12 protein-coding genes, 1 tRNA gene and 3 rRNA genes are annotated in these 19417 nt (G+C 49.0%); 2 read left to right on the top strand and 14 right to left on the bottom strand.

The annotated features are described in order from the left end of the window. Positions 1–11 precede the first annotated feature (11 nt). Positions 12–1196: a purine ribonucleoside efflux pump NepI gene (nepI, locus tag AB1E22_RS12330; protein WP_367595575.1), complete on the top strand. Its 1185-nt coding sequence runs from the start codon at positions 12–14 to the stop codon at positions 1194–1196. Between the two features lie 58 nt (positions 1197–1254). Here nepI and tauD read toward each other — a convergent pair whose 3' ends face one another. The 12 genes from tauD to AB1E22_RS12270 form a co-directional block, all read right to left on the bottom strand. After that, on the bottom strand, positions 1255–2103 hold the full coding sequence (gene tauD / locus AB1E22_RS12325) for a taurine dioxygenase (protein ID WP_367595574.1): 849 nt from the start codon (positions 2101–2103) through the stop codon (positions 1255–1257). Further along, complete coding sequence (gene tauC, locus AB1E22_RS12320; RefSeq protein WP_367595573.1) at positions 2100–2927, bottom strand: taurine ABC transporter permease TauC; 828 nt, start codon at positions 2925–2927, stop codon at positions 2100–2102. Before tauC ends, tauD begins: the two co-directional genes overlap by 4 nt. Then, complete coding sequence (tauB, locus tag AB1E22_RS12315; RefSeq protein ID WP_367595572.1) at positions 2924–3691, bottom strand: taurine ABC transporter ATP-binding subunit; 768 nt, start codon at positions 3689–3691, stop codon at positions 2924–2926. The genes tauC and tauB overlap by 4 nt, the downstream gene beginning before the upstream one ends. A gap of 10 nt (positions 3692–3701) precedes the next feature. Next, positions 3702–4676 (bottom strand): taurine ABC transporter substrate-binding protein, encoded by a 975-nt coding sequence (gene tauA / locus AB1E22_RS12310; RefSeq protein WP_437178384.1) that lies wholly within the window; start codon positions 4674–4676, stop codon positions 3702–3704. Between the two features lie 223 nt (positions 4677–4899). After that, positions 4900–5373, bottom strand: coding sequence for a VOC family protein (locus tag AB1E22_RS12305; RefSeq protein ID WP_367595571.1), 474 nt, complete (start codon positions 5371–5373; stop codon positions 4900–4902). A 184-nt stretch (positions 5374–5557) separates the two neighbouring features. Continuing rightward, positions 5558–5673, bottom strand: a 5S ribosomal RNA gene (rrf, locus tag AB1E22_RS12300). Between the two features lie 109 nt (positions 5674–5782). Beyond that, positions 5783–8690 (bottom strand): 23S ribosomal RNA (locus tag AB1E22_RS12295). A 218-nt stretch (positions 8691–8908) separates the two neighbouring features. Continuing rightward, positions 8909–8984, bottom strand: a tRNA-Glu gene (locus AB1E22_RS12290). An 86-nt stretch (positions 8985–9070) separates the two neighbouring features. Beyond that, positions 9071–10612, bottom strand: a 16S ribosomal RNA gene (locus AB1E22_RS12285). Together the 16S, 23S and 5S rRNA genes with 1 tRNA gene alongside form the textbook arrangement of a ribosomal RNA operon. Before the next feature lie 567 nt (positions 10613–11179). Continuing rightward, the gene (locus AB1E22_RS12280) at positions 11180–14722 is read right to left on the bottom strand and encodes an AAA domain-containing protein (RefSeq protein ID WP_367595570.1); all 3543 of its coding nucleotides are present in this window, start codon (positions 14720–14722) and stop codon (positions 11180–11182) included. Positions 14723–14906: 184 nt separating this feature from the next. Continuing rightward, positions 14907–15242, bottom strand: a complete 336-nt coding sequence (locus AB1E22_RS12275; protein ID WP_367595569.1) for a helix-turn-helix domain-containing protein — start codon at positions 15240–15242, stop codon at positions 14907–14909. Between the two features lie 83 nt (positions 15243–15325). Continuing rightward, positions 15326–15637, bottom strand: coding sequence for a helix-turn-helix domain-containing protein (locus tag AB1E22_RS12270; protein WP_367595568.1), 312 nt, complete (start codon positions 15635–15637; stop codon positions 15326–15328). A 99-nt stretch (positions 15638–15736) separates the two neighbouring features. On the opposite strand from AB1E22_RS12270, the gene AB1E22_RS12265 reads away from it, so the two are divergent. Then, positions 15737–15994, top strand: coding sequence for a helix-turn-helix domain-containing protein (locus AB1E22_RS12265; protein WP_367595567.1), 258 nt, complete (start codon positions 15737–15739; stop codon positions 15992–15994). Between the two features lie 55 nt (positions 15995–16049). Here the strand turns inward: AB1E22_RS12265 and AB1E22_RS12260 are convergent, their stop codons facing one another. Further along, on the bottom strand, positions 16050–18008 hold the full coding sequence (locus tag AB1E22_RS12260) for an NACHT domain-containing protein (RefSeq protein ID WP_367595566.1): 1959 nt from the start codon (positions 18006–18008) through the stop codon (positions 16050–16052). A 340-nt stretch (positions 18009–18348) separates the two neighbouring features. After that, positions 18349–19356 carry a restriction endonuclease gene (locus tag AB1E22_RS12255; RefSeq protein ID WP_198802600.1) on the bottom strand — a complete coding sequence of 336 codons (1008 nt, stop codon included), beginning with the start codon at positions 19354–19356 and terminating at the stop codon, positions 18349–18351. Positions 19357–19417 lie beyond the last annotated feature (61 nt).

Here is a 19417-nt window from a genome sequence, read left to right as displayed (position 1 = left end):
TGGGTGGATAAATGAGTGAGCATATTGAAAAGGTAATCGAGCCGAGGGTAGTGATGCGGTCTAACTGGTCGGCGGTTTTTGCCGTGGCGTTTTGTGTCGCCTGTTTGATCACCGTAGAGTTTTTGCCCGTTAGCCTGCTGACACCAATGGCGCAAGAACTGGGTATTTCCGAAGGCGTTGCGGGTCAGTCCGTTACGGTTACCGCTTTCGTCGCGATGTTTGCCAGCCTGTTTGTTACCAGTATTATTCGCGCTACTGACAGGCGTTATGTGGTAATTCTGTTTTCTATTCTCCTCACCCTTTCTTGCCTGCTCGTTTCCTTCGCAGAAAACTTCACGATGCTCTTGATAGGCAGGGCCTGTCTCGGCGTTGCGCTGGGCGGTTTTTGGGCGATGTCAGCCTCTTTGACCATACGCCTGGTTCCGACACGCACTGTGCCAAAAGCGTTATCGGTTATCTTTGGCGCAGTTTCTATCGCATTAGTTATCGCCGCACCACTTGGTAGTTTTTTGGGCAGTATTATTGGTTGGCGTAATGTGTTTAACGGCGCGGCCCTGATGGGACTGGCCTGTATCATTTGGGTATGGAAAGCGCTGCCGTCGCTGCCTGGTGAATCCACGCAGCATAAGCAAAATATGTTAGGCCTGCTCAAACGCCCCGGAGTGCTGGCGGGTATGACGGCAATCTTTATGACATTTGCCGGGCAGTTTGCCTTCTTCACCTACATCCGCCCGGTGTATATGACGCTTGCGGGATTCGACGTCGACGGCCTGACGCTAGTGCTGTTGAGCTTTGGTATCGCGAGTTTTGTCGGGACATCTCTGTCAGCTGTTTTCCTCAAGCGTTCACTCAAATTGGCGTTGACCTGCGCGCCGCTGATACTTGCGCTTAGCGCTTTGACGCTGGTGCTGTGGGGTTCAGATAAAGTGGTCGCTTCGGCCATCGCCATTATTTGGGGTTTTGCCTTTGCGCTGATTCCGGTCGGCTGGTCAACGTGGATCACCCGCTCACTGGCGGATCAGGCTGAAAAGGCGGGATCTATTCAGGTTGCAGTCATTCAGCTCGCCAATACCTGCGGCGCAGCAGTAGGCGGTTACGCGCTGGATAATTTGGGTCTGTTATCGCCGTTGGTGCTGTCGGGCAGTTTGATGCTACTCACTGCAGCTTTGGTGGCTATAAAAGTGCGGGTTAAGTAGGCAGCTTATCCGATCACGGTGGATAAACGAATGCGCCATCCACCGCCTTTTTTTCATATTATCCCCGGTAGAATGGCTTATCTCCAAGAATCGTTGCGCGATGCATGATACGTCGCGCCGGAAGATAATCGGCATTCGCATAGTGCTGCGTGACGCGGTTATCCCAGATAGCGATGTCGTTTTCCTGCCAGCGCCAGCGCACCTGGAATTCCGGTTTAGTAATGTGCGCAAACAAGAAGGCGAGCAGTGCGTCGCTTTCTTTTTGTGACAGATCGACAATCCGCGTGGTGAAACCTTCGTTCACAAACAGCGCCTGTTTGCCGCTCACTGGATGCGTGCGGATCACCGGATGGAGTAGCGGCGGATTTTTGGCGACCGCTTCACGCCAACGCTGATGTTCCACTTCATTATGGGAATATTTGTATTCCTGGAACGACTTGCGGAAATCGTGCTCCGCTCGCAGACCGGAAAGCAGGCGCTTGAAGGGCTCAGAAAGCGCCTCATACGCCGCAATACCGCTGGTCCACAGCGTATCGCCCCCCGTTACCGGAAGCTGTTTTGCCACAAGAATCGCACCAGCGGGTGGCGTTTCGATAAAGGTCACGTCGGTGTGCCAGTTATCATTATCGGGAGGATTATCGTTATGCGTATCCAGCACGATGATCTCTTCTACGCCTTCCGCATGCGGATAAACCGGATGAATGTGTAGATCACCGAAGCGCTGCGCCAGCGCACGCTGTTGTGCCGGTGTAATCGGCTGGTCACGCAGGAACAGCACCTGATGGCGAATCAGCGCATGGTAAAGCTGTTCAAATTGGTTATCGCTCAAACCACGGTTCAGCGTCAGGCCGCTAATTTGCGCACCAATATATGGCCCCAGTGGCGTAACATTCACTTTTTCACTCATTGCCCTTCTCCATGCCATGGGGTTAGACGGCGCTGCAATGCCCGCAAACCCAGTTCTAAACAAAATGCGATAACGGCAATCACCCCGATGCCCGCGAGCACCACGTCTGTTGCCAGGAATTCACCGGCAGACTGCACCATAAAGCCCAGTCCGCGGGTAGCGGCGATAAGCTCCGCTGCGACTAATGTTGACCAGCCCACGCCAAGCCCAATGCGGAAGCCGGTGAGAATTTCCGGAAGTGCGCCAGGTAGAATCACATGCCACACCACCTGAGCACGCGTTGCTCCAAGCGCCCGAGCGGCTCGGATACGCACCTCTTTGGCGCTTCGCACCCCCGCCATGGTCGACATGGCGACAGGGGCAAATATTGCCAGGTAAATCAGCAGGATTTTTGAGGTTTCACCAATACCAAACCAAATCACCATCAGCGGCAGATAAGCTAGTGGCGGTACCGGGCGATACAGTTCGATTAACGGGTCAAGAATGCCACGTATCGTCGGGCTTAAACCCATAGCGATGCCGACCGGAATACCAATCAGCACGGCAGCGGCAAGCGCCGTGAGAATGCGCAACAGGCTCGCGGCAAGATGCTGCCACAAGGTCGCATCCATAAATCCTTCCGGTCCTGCAATGGTAATCAGCTTGCTCAGCACCTGCCCCGGCGGCGGTAAAAACAGCGGGCTAATCCACTGCTCCGCAGCCACCCACCACCACAGCAATATGATCGCCGTTACCGTTGCGAAGCTAAGTGTAAGCTGGCGCGAGAAAGGCCAGCTAACGTTGATCCGTTTACGACGGGCTTTGTCCTGAATAACGATGCTCATAAAAAACCCTCGCGCTGTTCAAACACCCGGCTCAACACGTATTCGCGCTTCGCGATAAATTCAGGGTCGGATTTAATGCTGCGGCACGGTTCGCCTGCGGCAAAGCGACGGCCAAAATCAAGCGGTAGACGCTCCAGCACCCGCCCCGGCCCTGGCGAAAGCAATACGAGCTCGGTTGCCAGGAAAACCGCCTCTTCAATATCGTGCGTAATCAGCAGCACCTGGCGGCGGCTTTCGTGCCACAGCTTCAATAACAGTGTCTGCATCTGCTCGCGAGTGAAGGCATCGAGCGCGCCAAAAGGCTCATCGAGCAGTAAAAGCTGGGGTTGAGTGGCCAGCGCCCGCGCAATCCCCACCCTCTGCCGCTGCCCGCCTGAGAGCTGCCATATTGCGCGTTTTGCTTTACCCTCAAGCCCCACTTTACGCAGCATATCGAGTGCGACTTCCTCGCGCTGTGGTTTAGGTTTTCCGGCAAGCTGGAGCCCAAAAGCCACGTTATCCAGCACCGTTCTCCACGGCAATAGTCCTTCGTTCTGAAACACTACGCCGCGTTCCGCGCCAGGTCCTGTGACCGTTTTGCCTGCAAGCGTAATACTGCCTGCGTGATAAGGAACAAAGCCCGCTATCAGGTTTAACAGCGTGGTTTTCCCGCAGCCGGACGGACCGAGAACAACCAGCAGCTCGCCCTCATCTACGGTCAGATTAATGTCATTCAGAACGGCTTTGCCGTCGTAATCTGCGCTTAAATGCGAAACCTGTAACATGGCTTTCCCCTTACTGTGCCAGCGTTTTCACGAAGCGATCGGTGACGAACTGGCTGTAATCCGTTTCCACCGCCGGAACCTTGCCCTGCGCTTTCAGGAATTGTGCGGTATCAACAATCGCTTTATTCACCGGGCCACTCAGTTGCTCAGTTTGCTGGCTGGCAGTGAGATAGGTATTGCCCTTCACTAGTCCCGGCACGTCGTTTTCCGGTACACCAGACAGGCGTGAGAGTTTGCTCAAATTGTCCGGCTGCTTCAGCCAGGCTTCGGGGTTATCGATATAGCTTTTCTGTGCGGCGAGGGCGCTTTTAGCGAAAGCTTCAACGACTTCAGGATGTGCCTGTGCGAAATCTTTACGAACTACCCAGACATCCAGCGTTGGTGCGCCCCATTTACCTACCTGCGCAGAATCAGTCAGTACTGTGCCATCTTTTTCCAGCTCATTAACCGCTGGAGCCCAAACATATGCCCCGTCAATATCTCCACGCTGCCAGGCCGCAATTATTGCCGGAGGCTGAAGATTCAGGATTTGCACTTCACCAGGCTTGATACCCCAGTGTTTTAAGGCAGCCAGCAGGCTGTAATGGGTGGTGGAGATAAACGGCACGGCAATACGCTTGCCGATCAGATCCTTAGGATTAGTAATCCCTTTCTTCACGACCAGCGCTTCGGAGTTACCGAGCTGTGATGCAAGGAGGAACACTTCGATGGGTACCTTCTGGCTTGCAGCCACGGCAAGCGGGCTTGAACCGATATTACCAATCTGCACATCGCCCGATGCCAGCGCTCGCACCACAGAGGCACCGCTATCGAACTTACGCCATTCCACTTTTGCGCCACTGTCTTTTGCAAAGGCGTTATCGGCCTGTGCAACTTTGGCGGGTTCAGCGGAGGTTTGGTACGCCACGGTTACGTCCACCGCGAATACGGGTGCGGCAATGAGGGCCAAAGTTGCCAGCCAGAGAGAATGTCGTTTTGCTACCATGATGAGTGCTCCTGTATCGTTGATGGGAGCAGTATTTCCAAAGGCGGCGATTACATAAAAGAATTAAAAATTATCGCTAATGCTTTTCTGTTTTTAGATGAATTTTGGGGAAGGATAGTTGGGGGATGGGAATGGATTAAGCTCTTTTAAAGGCAATGGAGACAATGTGGTATAAGGATATTAGCAACCAATATTGTCTTCATTTTCAGCAAGGTAGAGCTCGTTAACCCTTTATCGCCGCATCGATGGCAGCAACGTCTATTTTCTTCATCGACATCATCGCCCCAAATGCACGCCTGGCGGTGTCTCCGCCCGTGGCCAGCGCTTCGGTTAGTATACGCGGAGTTATTTGCCAGCTAACACCCCATTTATCTTTGCACCAACCGCATTCGCTTTCCTGGCCACCGTTGTCGACAATAGCGTTCCAGTAGCGATCCGTTTCTGCCTGATCTTCGGTAGATATTTGGAAGGAAAAAGCTTCATTATGTTTAAAATGTGGCCCACCGTTGAGGCCGATACATGACACTCCCGCGACAACAAACTCAACAACTATTGTGTCGCCAGCTTTGCCATCCGGATAGTCGCCAGGAGCCGGGATGACGGCACCAACGCTACTGTCTGGAAAGGTCGCAGCATAGAAACGAGCGGCAGCTTCCGCATCATGATTATACCAAATACAGATAGTATTCTTAGCCATAAGTTAGCCTGCCAGGCATTGCGCCTTTGGTGGTTTTTCAACCATAAGTATGTACCGGATCGATTTTTTATGGTGGTAAGAGGCGTTTTTTGTGGTCTGTATCGCTTAACGGACGAGGAATTTCCATAAACCGCAGACGGCAAAAAGCCCTGCACGTCAGTGCAGGGCTTCTTACTTGATTGGAGCCTGGCAGTTCCCTACTCTCGCATGGGGAGACCCCACACTACCATCGGCGCTACGGCGTTTCACTTCTGAGTTCGGCATGGGGTCAGGTGGGACCACCGCGCTAGTGCCGCCAGGCATATTCTGTTTCATTAACCGTCACCTCCCGGGTGACCGTTAACCTAAATCCGGAATTCAGCTGAAAATTAAAATCAAATCTCTCTCACCAAAACACCTTCGGTGTTGTAAGGTTAAGCCTCACGGATCATTAGTACTGGTTAGCTCAACGTATCGCTACGCTTACACACCCAGCCTATCAACGTCGTCGTCTTCAACGTTCCTTCAGGAGCCTTAAAGGCTCAGGGAGAACTCATCTCGGGGCAAGTTTCGCGCTTAGATGCTTTCAGCGCTTATCTTTTCCGCATTTAGCTACCGGGCAATGCCATTGGCATGACAACCCGAACACCAGTGATGCGTCCACTCCGGTCCTCTCGTACTAGGAGCAGCCCCCCTCAATTCTCCAGCGCCCACGGCAGATAGGGACCGAACTGTCTCACGACGTTCTAAACCCAGCTCGCGTACCACTTTAAATGGCGAACAGCCATACCCTTGGGACCTACTTCAGCCCCAGGATGTGATGAGCCGACATCGAGGTGCCAAACACCGCCGTCGATATGAACTCTTGGGCGGTATCAGCCTGTTATCCCCGGAGTACCTTTTATCCGTTGAGCGATGGCCCTTCCATTCAGAACCACCGGATCACTAAGACCTGCTTTCGCACCTGCTCGAGCCGTCACTCTCGCAGTCAAGCTAGCTTATGCCTTTGCACTAACCTCACGATGTCCGACCGTGATTAGCTAACCTTCGTGCTCCTCCGTTACGCTTTAGGAGGAGACCGCCCCAGTCAAACTACCCACCAGACACTGTCCGCAACCCGGATCACGGGTCTACGTTAGAACACCAGCCATTAAAGGGTGGTATTTCAAGGTTGGCTCCACAAGAACTGGCGTCCTCGCTTCAAAGCCTCCCACCTATCCTACACATCAAGGACCAGTGTTCAGTGTCAAGCTATAGTAAAGGTTCACGGGGTCTTTCCGTCTTGCCGCGGGTACACTGCATCTTCACAGCGATTTCAATTTCACTGAGTCTCGGGTGGAGACAGCCTGGCCATCATTACGCCATTCGTGCAGGTCGGAACTTACCCGACAAGGAATTTCGCTACCTTAGGACCGTTATAGTTACGGCCGCCGTTTACCGGGGCTTCGATCAAGAGCTTCAGCTTGCGCTTAACCCCATCAATTAACCTTCCGGCACCGGGCAGGCGTCACACCGTATACGTCCACTTTCGTGTTTGCACAGTGCTGTGTTTTTAATAAACAGTTGCAGCCAGCTGGTATCTTCGACTGCCTTCAGCTCCACCCGCGAGGGGTTTCACTTACCGACAGCGTGCCTTCTCCCGAAGTTACGGCACCATTTTGCCTAGTTCCTTCACCCGAGTTCTCTCAAGCGCCTTGGTATTCTCTACCTGACCACCTGTGTCGGTTTGGGGTACGATTTGATGTTACCTGATGCTTAGAGGCTTTTCCTGGAAGCAGGGCATTTGTCACTTCAGCACCGTAGTGCCTCGTCGTCACACCTCAGCGTTATACAGAAGTCCGGATTTACCTAAACTTCCCGCCTACATGCTTAAACCGGGACAACCGTCGCCCGGCCAACATAGCCTTCTCCGTCCCCCCTTCGCAGTAACACCGAGTACAGGAATATTAACCTGTTTCCCATCGACTACGCCTTTCGGCCTCGCCTTAGGGGTCGACTCACCCTGCCCCGATTAACGTTGGACAGGAACCCTTGGTCTTCCGGCGAGCGGGCTTTTCACCCGCTTTATCGTTACTTATGTCAGCATTCGCACTTCTGATACCTCCAGCAGCCCTCACAGGCCACCTTCGACGGCTTACAGAACGCTCCCCTACCCAACAACACCTAAGTGTCGCTGCCGCAGCTTCGGTGCATGGTTTAGCCCCGTTACATCTTCCGCGCAGGCCGACTCGACCAGTGAGCTATTACGCTTTCTTTAAATGATGGCTGCTTCTAAGCCAACATCCTGGCTGTCTGTGCCTTCCCACATCGTTTCCCACTTAACCATGACTTTGGGACCTTAGCTGGCGGTCTGGGTTGTTTCCCTCTTCACGACGGACGTTAGCACCCGCCGTGTGTCTCCCGTGATAACATTCTTCGGTATTCGTAGTTTGCATCGGGTTGGTAAGCCGGGATGGCCCCCTAGCCGAAACAGTGCTCTACCCCCGAAGATGAGTTCACGAGGCGCTACCTAAATAGCTTTCGGGGAGAACCAGCTATCTCCCGGTTTGATTGGCCTTTCACCCCCAGCCACAAGTCATCCGCTAATTTTTCAACATTAGTCGGTTCGGTCCTCCAGTTAGTGTTACCCAACCTTCAACCTGCCCATGGCTAGATCACCGGGTTTCGGGTCTATACCCTGCAACTTAACGCCCAGTTAAGACTCGGTTTCCCTGCGGCTCCCCTATACGGTTAACCTTGCTACAGAATATAAGTCGCTGACCCATTATACAAAAGGTACGCAGTCACCCCATAAAGAGGCTCCCACTGCTTGTACGTACACGGTTTCAGGTTCTGTTTCACTCCCCTCGCCGGGGTTCTTTTCGCCTTTCCCTCACGGTACTGGTTCACTATCGGTCAGTCAGGAGTATTTAGCCTTGGAGGATGGTCCCCCCATATTCAGACAGGATACCACGTGTCCCGCCCTACTCTTCGAGTTCACAGAAGGTGTATTTTTGTGTACGGGAGTATCACCCTGTACCCTGCGACTTTCCAGACGCTTCCACTAATACACAAACTGATTCAGACTCTGGGCTGCTCCCCGTTCGCTCGCCGCTACTGGGGGAATCTCGGTTGATTTCTTTTCCTCGGGGTACTTAGATGTTTCAGTTCCCCCGGTTCGCTTCGTTAAGCTATGTATTCACTTAACGATAGTGCAACGGATTGCACTGGGTTTCCCCATTCGGAAATCGTCGGTTATAACGGTTCATATCACCTTACCGACGCTTATCGCAGATTAGCACGTCCTTCATCGCCTCTGACTGCCAGGGCATCCACCGTGTACGCTTAGTCGCTTAACCTCACAACCCGAAGGTGTCTCGTGAGACACAATCGGTGTCGTGAAAATTTGAGAGACTCGAACACACCTCACTTCCTTTCTTATTACGGAGAAAGGAAACAGTGTGTCGTTTCAATTTTCAGCTTGTTCCGGATTTTTAAAGAGCAAATATCTCAAACGTGACTGCTAAGTCAGTTTTGAGATATTGAGGTCGGCGACTTTCACTCACAAACCAGCAAGTGGCGTCCCCTAGGGGATTCGAACCCCTGTTACCGCCGTGAAAGGGCGGTGTCCTGGGCCTCTAGACGAAGGGGACACTGAAGTCTCACTCGCAAGACGCCTTGCTTCTTTACATCTATCAGACAATCTGTGTGAGCACTACGCAAGTTCGTATCTTTCAGGTAAGGAGGTGATCCAACCGCAGGTTCCCCTACGGTTACCTTGTTACGACTTCACCCCAGTCATGAATCACAAAGTGGTAAGCGCCCTCCCGAAGGTTAAGCTACCTACTTCTTTTGCAACCCACTCCCATGGTGTGACGGGCGGTGTGTACAAGGCCCGGGAACGTATTCACCGTAGCATTCTGATCTACGATTACTAGCGATTCCGACTTCACGGAGTCGAGTTGCAGACTCCGATCCGGACTACGACGCACTTTATGAGGTCCGCTTGCTCTCGCGAGGTCGCTTCTCTTTGTATGCGCCATTGTAGCACGTGTGTAGCCCTACTCGTAAGGGCCATGATGACTTGACGTCATCCCCACCTTCCTCCAGTTTATCACTGGCAGTCTCCTTTGAGTTCCCGGCCGGACCGCTGGCAACAAAGGATAAGGGTTGCGCTCGTTGCGGGACTTAACCCAACATTTCACAACACGAGCTGACGACAGCCATGCAGCACCTGTCTCACAGTTCCCGAAGGCACTAAGGCATCTCTGCCGAATTCTGTGGATGTCAAGAGTAGGTAAGGTTCTTCGCGTTGCATCGAATTAAACCACATGCTCCACCGCTTGTGCGGGCCCCCGTCAATTCATTTGAGTTTTAACCTTGCGGCCGTACTCCCCAGGCGGTCGACTTAACGCGTTAGCTCCGGAAGCCACTCCTCAAGGGAACAACCTCCAAGTCGACATCGTTTACGGCGTGGACTACCAGGGTATCTAATCCTGTTTGCTCCCCACGCTTTCGCACCTGAGCGTCAGTCTTTGTCCAGGGGGCCGCCTTCGCCACCGGTATTCCTCCAGATCTCTACGCATTTCACCGCTACACCTGGAATTCTACCCCCCTCTACAAGACTCAAGCTTGCCAGTTTCAAATGCAGTTCCCAGGTTGAGCCCGGGGATTTCACATCTGACTTAACAAACCGCCTGCGTGCGCTTTACGCCCAGTAATTCCGATTAACGCTTGCACCCTCCGTATTACCGCGGCTGCTGGCACGGAGTTAGCCGGTGCTTCTTCTGCGAGTAACGTCAATCACTGCGGTTATTAACCACAATGCCTTCCTCCTCGCTGAAAGTACTTTACAACCCGAAGGCCTTCTTCATACACGCGGCATGGCTGCATCAGGCTTGCGCCCATTGTGCAATATTCCCCACTGCTGCCTCCCGTAGGAGTCTGGACCGTGTCTCAGTTCCAGTGTGGCTGGTCATCCTCTCAGACCAGCTAGGGATCGTCGCCTAGGTGAGCCATTACCTCACCTACTAGCTAATCCCATCTGGGCACATCTGATGGCAAGAGGCCCGAAGGTCCCCCTCTTTGGTCCGAAGACGTTATGCGGTATTAGCTACCGTTTCCAGTAGTTATCCCCCTCCATCAGGCAGTTTCCCAGACATTACTCACCCGTCCGCCGCTCGCCGGCAAAGTAGCAAGCTACTTCCCGCTGCCGCTCGACTTGCATGTGTTAGGCCTGCCGCCAGCGTTCAATCTGAGCCATGATCAAACTCTTCAATTAAAAGCTTGATTTGCTTACAATGAGTAAGCGGTGCTCAAAAATTAACTTTCGTAATAATTCAACTAAATGAATTACTGCTTGGTCACTCTTCAAGACTTGATATTTTTTTGATACCCGGAGGTATCTGAGATATCAATCCTGCGAGTGCCCACACAGATTGTCTGATAAATTGTTAAAGAGCAGTGAGTTACGCGCTTTCGCTTGCTAACTCGAGGTGGCGTATATTACGCTTTCCTCTTTCAGAGTCAACCCTTAATTTCAGGATATTTGACTCTCATCGCCGCCGTTACTCTGTGATGTTGTTCACATGTTCCGTGTCGATGGAGGCGCATTATAGGGAGTTCTGCCGGGGCCGCAACCCTAAATTTGCACGAATCTGACTGACTGCTGCATTCCACAGCAAAACCCCGCCTTATACGCAGTTGTGCACACAGTTATCCACAATCGTGATGATATTTCCAGTCAAGACCACAAACGGAATCTCTTATCTTCTATATATAAAGGATAGAGAATGATGATTCGGCCTGACTCATACGACACTATATATATGCAGCTTCACATTCAGGGTCATCGCCCCACCAGTGCAACACTAGAGCACTGGCGCTGCTCCAGGCTGGCATAAATCGTTTTGATTTCCCCCTTTAGGCTCTGGCCCCGGTACACCATCGATGTATCGTACCGTTGATACTTTTCATCTCGCGTAGCACTGAACCAGTTAAACGACCCGACACACAGCAGCCCATCATCTCCAATCACAATTTTACTGTGAACACGATTGACCAGCTTCGTAGCAATACCCATCTCGTTCAGCTTTTCCAAAGCGGCATTAAGGCCCTGCTGTTTCTCTTTACGCTTTTCATAATCGACGTGTTCAGTATTGTAATTTCTGTCTGTTACCACTGTGATATCAATGCCGCGCGAACGCGCCTGGATCATAGACTTCAAAAAGCCAGTTTGCTCCAGCTTTTGCCAGGTCAACCATGGGGAAACGATGGTAATGTTCTTCCCGATAGAGCCAAAAGTCTGATTCAGAAACGTATCGTGCTGCTCCACACCGTGTAGAGTTGAAATCTGCGTTTGTGTTGCGCTTAAATCTTTGCGTTCCTGGAACTCAAACTGCAAGGCATTGCTATCGGAAGAGAACAGGTATTTTGCCAGCAACCCTCGTGGAGAAGAGCCTGGCTGAATCTCAAACAGATCCATATCCCCGAAGACCAGGAAGCTATCTTTGGCGCGTGAGACGGCAACGTTCAGCATACTGCTGTCGCTGTCGATAAACCCGCCATCTTCATGTTTGGAATAAACAGGAGAAAAGATAACGATCGCCCTTTCCGCCCCCTGCAAAGAGTGCACTGTGCCGACCGTTAGGGAATCTTCATCGCCACTACAATTAATACCCTGCTTACACAATGCCATCTTGATAGAGTTGACTTGCGCCGAAAATGGCGTAACGACGCCCACCACTTTATGCAGTGGTTTGTCGTAATGATGTTCTATTTCTTCTTTGCGCGCGGCAAGCCAGGCCGCTATCGTCTCCGCCTCAAAAGCGTTATAGCGACTCCCACTGTTTGCCTGCTGACCCAGACCATCTATATGTAGATAGCCCATTGCCGGAAGAAGCGTCTCCTTTTCGGTTCCCCGCTTTGGCTGTAACTTGCCGTGATAGCAGAGCGCATTACAGTAGCCGATGATGTTGTCAAAGCAGCGACGGTGCTCGTAAAGGTACATGCCACGGGCAAGGTCCGGATCGTACTGATAGCGCGACGTAAACTGAGCCATCTTCATAACGCTGCCCGATGCAGCGCTTTTACCTGAATCACACATTAGCGCATAGGCATCCATCAGCTCTTCCTGAGTTCCACCGGAGAGAATGTTTTCCTCCATCATATTGCCTATATCAATGGCGGGTACACTGTTCCAGATAGGCGCGATCTGTTCTGTATCGCCAATCACTAACGCTTTTTTCGCCAGCGCGAAAGAAGCCGCAGCCACTTCCGGGAGCACCTGCCCTGCTTCATCGACAATCAGCAGATCGGCAAAGTTATATAAATAGCTATCATCAAATTTCTTAGCCCCGCCAATATGTTCCCTGATGACCATATGGTGAGGCAGCATGTAACAGGTCATCACCACGCACGGAGTAAGCTTCATTCTACGTTGCCAGCGGGCCTTGATCGTTTTCGCCCCTTTAAGACCTTTTTCTTTCTGAATATTGTCAATCGCATCCATATCCATTAGCCAGCGGCCTTCCCAGTAGTGGGTTGCCAGCAGGAACGACGGGAAGCGGATCTGCATATCGGCAAGCTCGTCGGCTCCCGTCAGGCTCAGTTCCTCTTCACTCGCATGCCCCAGCGAATGGGTCAAGTCGTGCCAACAACGGGCAGCCTCTCTTTCGCGTTGGGAAACGTCTTGCGCAAGATCGATTTGCTGCTGATATCTGTCCTGCTCTTTTTGCGCTTGCGCAATCAGTCCGTCGATAAACGCGTCGATGCCTTCCGGTGCAGTCCCCTGGAACGGAATCATTCTTATGCCAAACGTCTCGTCCAAGAAATTGTTAATCTGATATTGGCGTTTAGTACGAATGGCGGGGATCCAGGAGAAGAACGCATATACCATCGACTCGCCCGCACGGTATTGCTGCCACTGCTTTTTACCCTGGGTTAAAAATGCGATTTCATTCGCGCAGCCGAGCAGTGACGTATTGTTATCCTGAATATACTGATCGAGATCTTCGCTGATGGCATTCCGCTCCTGGCGGATGCGGTTCAGGCTGTCCCATGCAGGTTCAATTTTCTTAAGCTGCGCTGACTGCCTGGTTAAACACTCATGCAGAAGATCCACGACGCGTTCGGGAGAACTGCAATCCGCCAATGGAAACGCCGCCCTTGCTTTCTCAAGATAGAAGATTTGCGCATCTTCAACATACTCCAGAGACTCAACACGGTTGAAAAAGTCATCCGTCTGATATTTTTTTGCGGCGTCAGCCTTACGGCCCGAAGACGGAAAGTAAACGCCATAGCTCTTTAACTCAGGCAGCCAGCGCCCGGCCATTACTCCGGTGCCGGTGGAAAAATCTTTACCGAACGCTTCAATGATATTGGTCACGGCCTGATTGTTGGTTGATGTAGCAATCACCACCGGTGGCTCTGTTTTATCGAGGGCGGCTCTTGCCCATTCGGTCGCAATAATAGAAAGAACCAGAGTGGTTTTTCCGGTTCCCGGAGGGCCATTGACTGCGAGAATATCGCCCGATTGCAGGGTGAGATAATGACTTAGAGCATCGCGCTGCGCTACAGCCAGCGGAAACTCATCCCCGGAATGCCCCAAACGCTCGCTAAACTTTGCATTGGCGGCAAGGGGAGGTTCTACGGAAGGCATTTCCATAGAGGCCAAACGCACCAGTAACGGAACCTCTTTTTTAGACATCAGCAGATGATCGTACAGAGGAAGGATATGGATGCTGGCCCCGCCGGGCTGGTTAGCCTTGATGACATAGCCATATCCGGCCGGTTCATATTGCTCGTGGGAGGCACTCCACCGCCCGGCAACATTTTCCAGAAGCTCGTCTGCTTGCTTTAGGTATTTTTCCCATTGATGTCGATATTTTTCATAACGCTCTGTACGCTGTTCATCAGTCTCGTTACGGCGTTCTTGTTCGTCATCATCTCCAAAGGTTGATGTGTTATGCGTCGTTTTATATTTGTCATATTGCACTATCTCACCGATTGAGAAAGTGCCTTTGGGAAGCGGTTCGAGTAGATCGCGGGGAATGGTGGCTGGCGCGATGGGAAACAAAAAGCCTTCGCGATTCACAAGAGCAGAAGTTACCAACGGAGTGACGATACCTGGTGCACCTGCCGTCCGCTCTTTGCCATGCTTTATAAGGCGGATCCAGACTTTTGGACGTAGCAGCACCTCGACGGTTTTAACCGATTCATCTTCACCCTCAAAGAACGCACGAACGGTCTTATCATCCAACCGCCCCGTAGTGATATCCATCCAGCGGGTGAATTTATCCGCATCTTTACGCTCAAATGCCCCTTTACCAGACTCGGCATCTGCCAAGGAGTTACGCCAGTATGATGCGAACCTTCGAGTGTTCTTGTCCATAGCCCATCCCGTGACTTAAATAAAACTATTGATTTCGTTAATATAAACGCAGCACATGGTTAAGCATTGTCCACGATGCGAACGTAATCGCAATATTTTGTTTGTGCTGGGGAATGGGGTCGTCTAAGAATTCGTGTGGGATATTTGCCCGGAGCTAATGTAAGAATGCCGGGCAAACAAAAATTTATCTTGGGGTTTCGGAAGCCCTGGCCTTTATGTGAGCCAGCATTTCTGTTTTGTCCCGAGCAGATAGCTTCACCCAATTTAAAGTCAACTCTGCTAGTTCGTCATCAACCATATAGAAATATGCCAAAGGGACTTCCAGTGCCATAGCGAGCTGCTGAGCAATCTCTATGTTGGCTTGGTGAACGCCCTTTTCATAGCGATTGATGCGCGTGCTTGCAACGAACTCATCTATCCCCGCAAGAATGCCAAGACTCTTTTGTGATAGTCCTTTAGAAAGACGAGCAGCTTTTAGGCGCTGACAGAAGATATCGGGGTAATTGATAGAAGTTTTCATGGCTACGATAGTCGTAGCTTTAGAGCGTAGCAGATACTACGAGTAACGTAGTCTTGTAATAAAAAGCGTGGCAACACAGATGGCTAGCGGACCAACTCCAAAACATCTTCTTTAATCTGTGAGGATGATCGAGTAAAGCGCAAAATCATTTCTGCCAGTTGCTCATCATCAGAATAGAAATATGCAAGTGGAACATTCAATACATCTGCCAATTGCTGAGCCGTTTGTATATCAACTTCATGAATTCCAAGTTCATAACGATTGATACGTGCACTTGCGACAAACTCATCGATACCCGCCAAAATCCCCAGCCGCCTTTGCGAAAGCCCACATGCAAGCCGCGAAGCTTTGAGTCTTTTGCAGAAAATTTCACGGTAATTTGGAGTAGTTCGCATAACTACGATATTCGTAGTTTTTGTTTAGACACGATACTACGAATAACGTAGCATCGATTTATAGCAGTTCCATTTACAGGAAAGAGTCAGGAGGGAATCATGAAAAAAGGTTGGCACCAGGCAGATATCATCGCGGGTATACGTAAGAAAGGTACGTCGCTAGCAGCACTTTCGCGAGCGGCTGGTTTGAGCTCATCAACACTGGCGAACGCTTTAACGAAACCCTGGCCAAAAGGGGAATTTTTGATTGCTGAGGCGCTGGGAGTGCATCCGAGTGAGATTTGGCCGGAGAGATATTTTGACAAAAGTGGCAAACAACTTAATCGTCTGAATTTAATTAGAAAAGAAAGATCCTAATTGAAGGGGCATAAGCCCCTCTCAACTACATTGACATAATACACATCAATATAAATTAAAAACCTTCTAATAAGTTATCAACACCATTTGATGCATCCAAATTAATATCTGATAATGCTCTACGTGCAGAAGCAGTACGAATAACTGGTATTGATAATGCATGTCTAAATTGCAGCAAAACAGTTATGACTCCGGGAATAATGGAGTCATGAGCACCGATAACTCTACCATTAATAACTTTAATCATAACATTTTCTGTAATGATATTAGCATCATCATTAAGTCGATTATAAAAGTTTCTCTCTGTATAAAAATACTCTAGATGCTTCCATTTCAATATTTCAAAAACTGCACTTCCGAGGGACTCTGGATAAGTGAGAGATGTAATAAAATCTTGATAACCGATAAAGGTATTTTCGAAAATTGGATATTCAGGATCAGGAGATTTGTTTCTTTTTTCTGCGTCTGGTACAAAATCGGATAAGCTCGCACTACCATAGGGAGTAAGCCGTAATATAATATCTGTAAAGAAACTCACACTAGCCCATATTTCTTTATCAACTAATGATAAGTTATCTATTTCGTCTATCTTTTCAAAATGATTTAAATACCTCTCAAGGCAGTGTTTAACGACTGTACGCCTGAAAGTACTATAATCTATATCTGCACATAACTCTAAAATATTTTTGTACTTTGAGGGGCTATTGCTATCAAAAAGTTTCAATAGAATTTCATCTCTCTTGTCTTTGACATCAATACAAATGAACTCTGCTGAAAAGTACTCCATTAGTGATTTATGTGACCATCGGTATAAAGATCCCTCCTTAACAAATAAAGGAACCGTTGTTATTAAATCATTAATAAATTGTATTGGTTTTACTTGAACACCTTTTATATTAGATACTATATCAAGGATACATATTTCCAATTCTGCCCGCGAGAACTCAAGCCTGCCATTGTGTTTAAGGCACCAAAAAGCCAACCTTCTCAATAAAAGGCTAAAATCGGTTATATCCAGACCTGACATTTTCCCTCTTACATAACCAGTTTCCTTACTCAAATCATGAGACTCAAATAATGCCTCATATACTTGACTGTAAAAAAGATCCTTTCTTCTTGGTATAATAGGCTTATGCTTATAAGCACAAAAAAGTAGTGAGACATATAGAGGAGTAGTTAAAAACTCCGTAATGCTATCCTTATTCCTCATTGACTTTATCTCTGAAATTAATTTACCAGACAAAATCAATTTGTTGCTTAAACTATATGAATTCGCATCATACAGTCTCAATAAATTGTAAGACTGCTCTAGCTCTAATGGCTTTATTCTATAACGTGAAAAACCATGTAGCTCTAAAAGAGAGTTATCGGGTCTAGATGTAATGAGAATTTTAGACTTTGGAAAATCATCAGAAAATTCACGAATTCTTTTAAGAATATTATTTTTTTGATCAAATGGAATTTCATCTACACCATCAAAAAAATATGCAAACGGGAAATTCCTTACCAAATCATCAGACTCTGACGGCTCGATTCCTAGCAGCTCTTTTATTTGATATGTAATCGGTGAGTCAGCTAAAGATCTCAGCTCGATATAAACTGGTATAAACTCTGTTTTATCAATTGTATCAATAACGATTTTCTTCATCAACGTAGACTTACCCATACCAGCATTATCAATTATTAATGCATGAGTAATCATTGTAACAAAGTCATTTCCATTTGATACCCTGATACTATTTTCATCACGAGAGTCAAGAGATGATAAAAATAGTGGCTCATAAATATCTTTTATTTTCTTTAAAACATTTGGAAATGCAAGGGAGTTAATTACAGAACATTGCGACTTGACTCTTATAAGATAATCAGACATAGAAGATTTTAATTTATTGAGTTGACGCCCCTTTAAATAGTATTCATACCCTATATCCTGAAGATAAGGTAAGAATTTTTCCTCTACAATCTTTTTAGCCCAAGGTTTAGCTAGCTCAATTAAACTATCAATTAAAACCATAATATCCCTCTCATTTATATCAATTGATAATGTGTTAAGTATAATAACGAAAAATTTCAAAGATTAATCTTAATGAAATTATTTATGCTTAAATGTCAAGATCAAATAATGAAGGTACAAAAAAAGTCGCTTAGGAGCGACTTGATTTGCATATCAGATGGTGCGAAGGCCGGACTCGAATTTCACACACAATAGACTGATATCAATGTAGTTTATAAACAGGGATAAATAGTTATACCCGCACTTGTACCCACAAGTTAAAATCCGTACAAAAAATAGACATTGCAAGTGGGTATAAAGCCACACCAGTAGAACACCGATATGGCTATCAAAGCAAGATTCAGGCAGGCAGGAAAGTTTTCTTCAGAGGCACCAAAAGTTTGGTCTCAATATCAACTTGCTCATAGTTCTCAATAAGCGCCCGGACGAGATCATCAAGCGTCCAAAGCGTCAGTGGTATCGTCGAACGGTCGGCTTCATATCGAGCATCTTTCGTAAAACCCCCTGTACTGACATAAAGACCGCGATCGTCTTTATGGCGACCGCCAATAAAGCTGCGAATCTGCTGACTTCCCATTTGCTCCCTGCGATGTTTTACCTCAACGATAATACGTGGATTTTCAAAACCGAACCCATCAGGTGAAGCAATGATATCTTTACCCCGATCGGCTCCTGCAGGTGAGACCTGCGTTTTATAGCCCATACTGCGTAAAACTCCGGCAACCAGATTTTGCATCTCGTCCCAGTCAAGAGAGTTGATACGATCTTTGATACCCTCAAACGCCAGCATTTCCATATCGCGGAGCGGATCAGAAACGACCTCATCTTCATCCATCGCAACTGGATTCTGAGTAATCACATCAATAGTGGGTTTCTTATCCTGTAAAAGCTCTTCTAGCGCATATTCTGGAAGCTGGAAAACCGTCAGCGTAGAACCCAATGTGTTCTTGGTAGATACAGACAGTCGATCGCGATCGATTTCTTGAGTATTCCATTTAACCTGCCGAGCGATACCCATCCCCTCTTCCACCCATTCAGGATGATATTGGTAGTCTGAAGTAACTTTGCCTAGCAAATAAGTACGGTTGGCTGGCGAATAGGTCATAACCCAATCCCCCTTTTGGATTTCGTTCACAAAACGCCAGACCTGCGATGCACCAGAACGCGCAGTTCCCAGCTTTGTTAATGGGTCTGCCTCTTGGTATAAGGCGAGTAACTGGGCTCGGGACAGGCCGGGTTTGACTAATGGAGCCAGCTGAGACCAACCGATGCCTACAATTTGCTTATCGCGAAAATCGTCATAAAGCTTGCCGCCGTCACCACGGATCATCCACATTCTGCTGCTCATACCCGTTCCTTCATGAGGAAAAGAAATTACGACGGATCATAAGCTTGTTAGCTTCAGCCGT

The organism is Buttiauxella gaviniae, from assembly GCF_040786275.1.
Taxonomy (GTDB): Bacteria; Pseudomonadota; Gammaproteobacteria; order Enterobacterales; family Enterobacteriaceae; genus Buttiauxella; species Buttiauxella gaviniae_A.
This window is presented reverse-complemented; position numbering and strand designations above follow the sequence as displayed.

Bases quoted from the DNA above. Each gene is read 5' to 3' on its own strand.
- nepI (WP_367595575.1), top strand. From the start codon at position 12: ATGAGTGAGCATATTGAAAAGGTAATCGAGCCGAGGGTAGTGATGCGG.
- tauD (WP_367595574.1), bottom strand. From the start codon at position 2,103: ATGAGTGAAAAAGTGAATGTTACGCCACTGGGGCCATATATTGGTGCG.
- tauC (WP_367595573.1), bottom strand. From the start codon at position 2,927: ATGAGCATCGTTATTCAGGACAAAGCCCGTCGTAAACGGATCAACGTT.
- tauB (WP_367595572.1), bottom strand. From the start codon at position 3,691: ATGTTACAGGTTTCGCATTTAAGCGCAGATTACGACGGCAAAGCCGTT.
- tauA (WP_437178384.1), bottom strand. From the start codon at position 4,676: ATGGTAGCAAAACGACATTCTCTCTGGCTGGCAACTTTGGCCCTCATT.
- AB1E22_RS12305 (WP_367595571.1), bottom strand. From the start codon at position 5,373: ATGGCTAAGAATACTATCTGTATTTGGTATAATCATGATGCGGAAGCT.
- AB1E22_RS12280 (WP_367595570.1), bottom strand. From the start codon at position 14,722: ATGGACAAGAACACTCGAAGGTTCGCATCATACTGGCGTAACTCCTTG.
- AB1E22_RS12275 (WP_367595569.1), bottom strand. From the start codon at position 15,242: ATGAAAACTTCTATCAATTACCCCGATATCTTCTGTCAGCGCCTAAAA.
- AB1E22_RS12270 (WP_367595568.1), bottom strand. From the start codon at position 15,637: ATGCGAACTACTCCAAATTACCGTGAAATTTTCTGCAAAAGACTCAAA.
- AB1E22_RS12265 (WP_367595567.1), top strand. From the start codon at position 15,737: ATGAAAAAAGGTTGGCACCAGGCAGATATCATCGCGGGTATACGTAAG.
- AB1E22_RS12260 (WP_367595566.1), bottom strand. From the start codon at position 18,008: ATGGTTTTAATTGATAGTTTAATTGAGCTAGCTAAACCTTGGGCTAAA.
- AB1E22_RS12255 (WP_198802600.1), bottom strand. From the start codon at position 19,356: ATGAGCAGCAGAATGTGGATGATCCGTGGTGACGGCGGCAAGCTTTAT.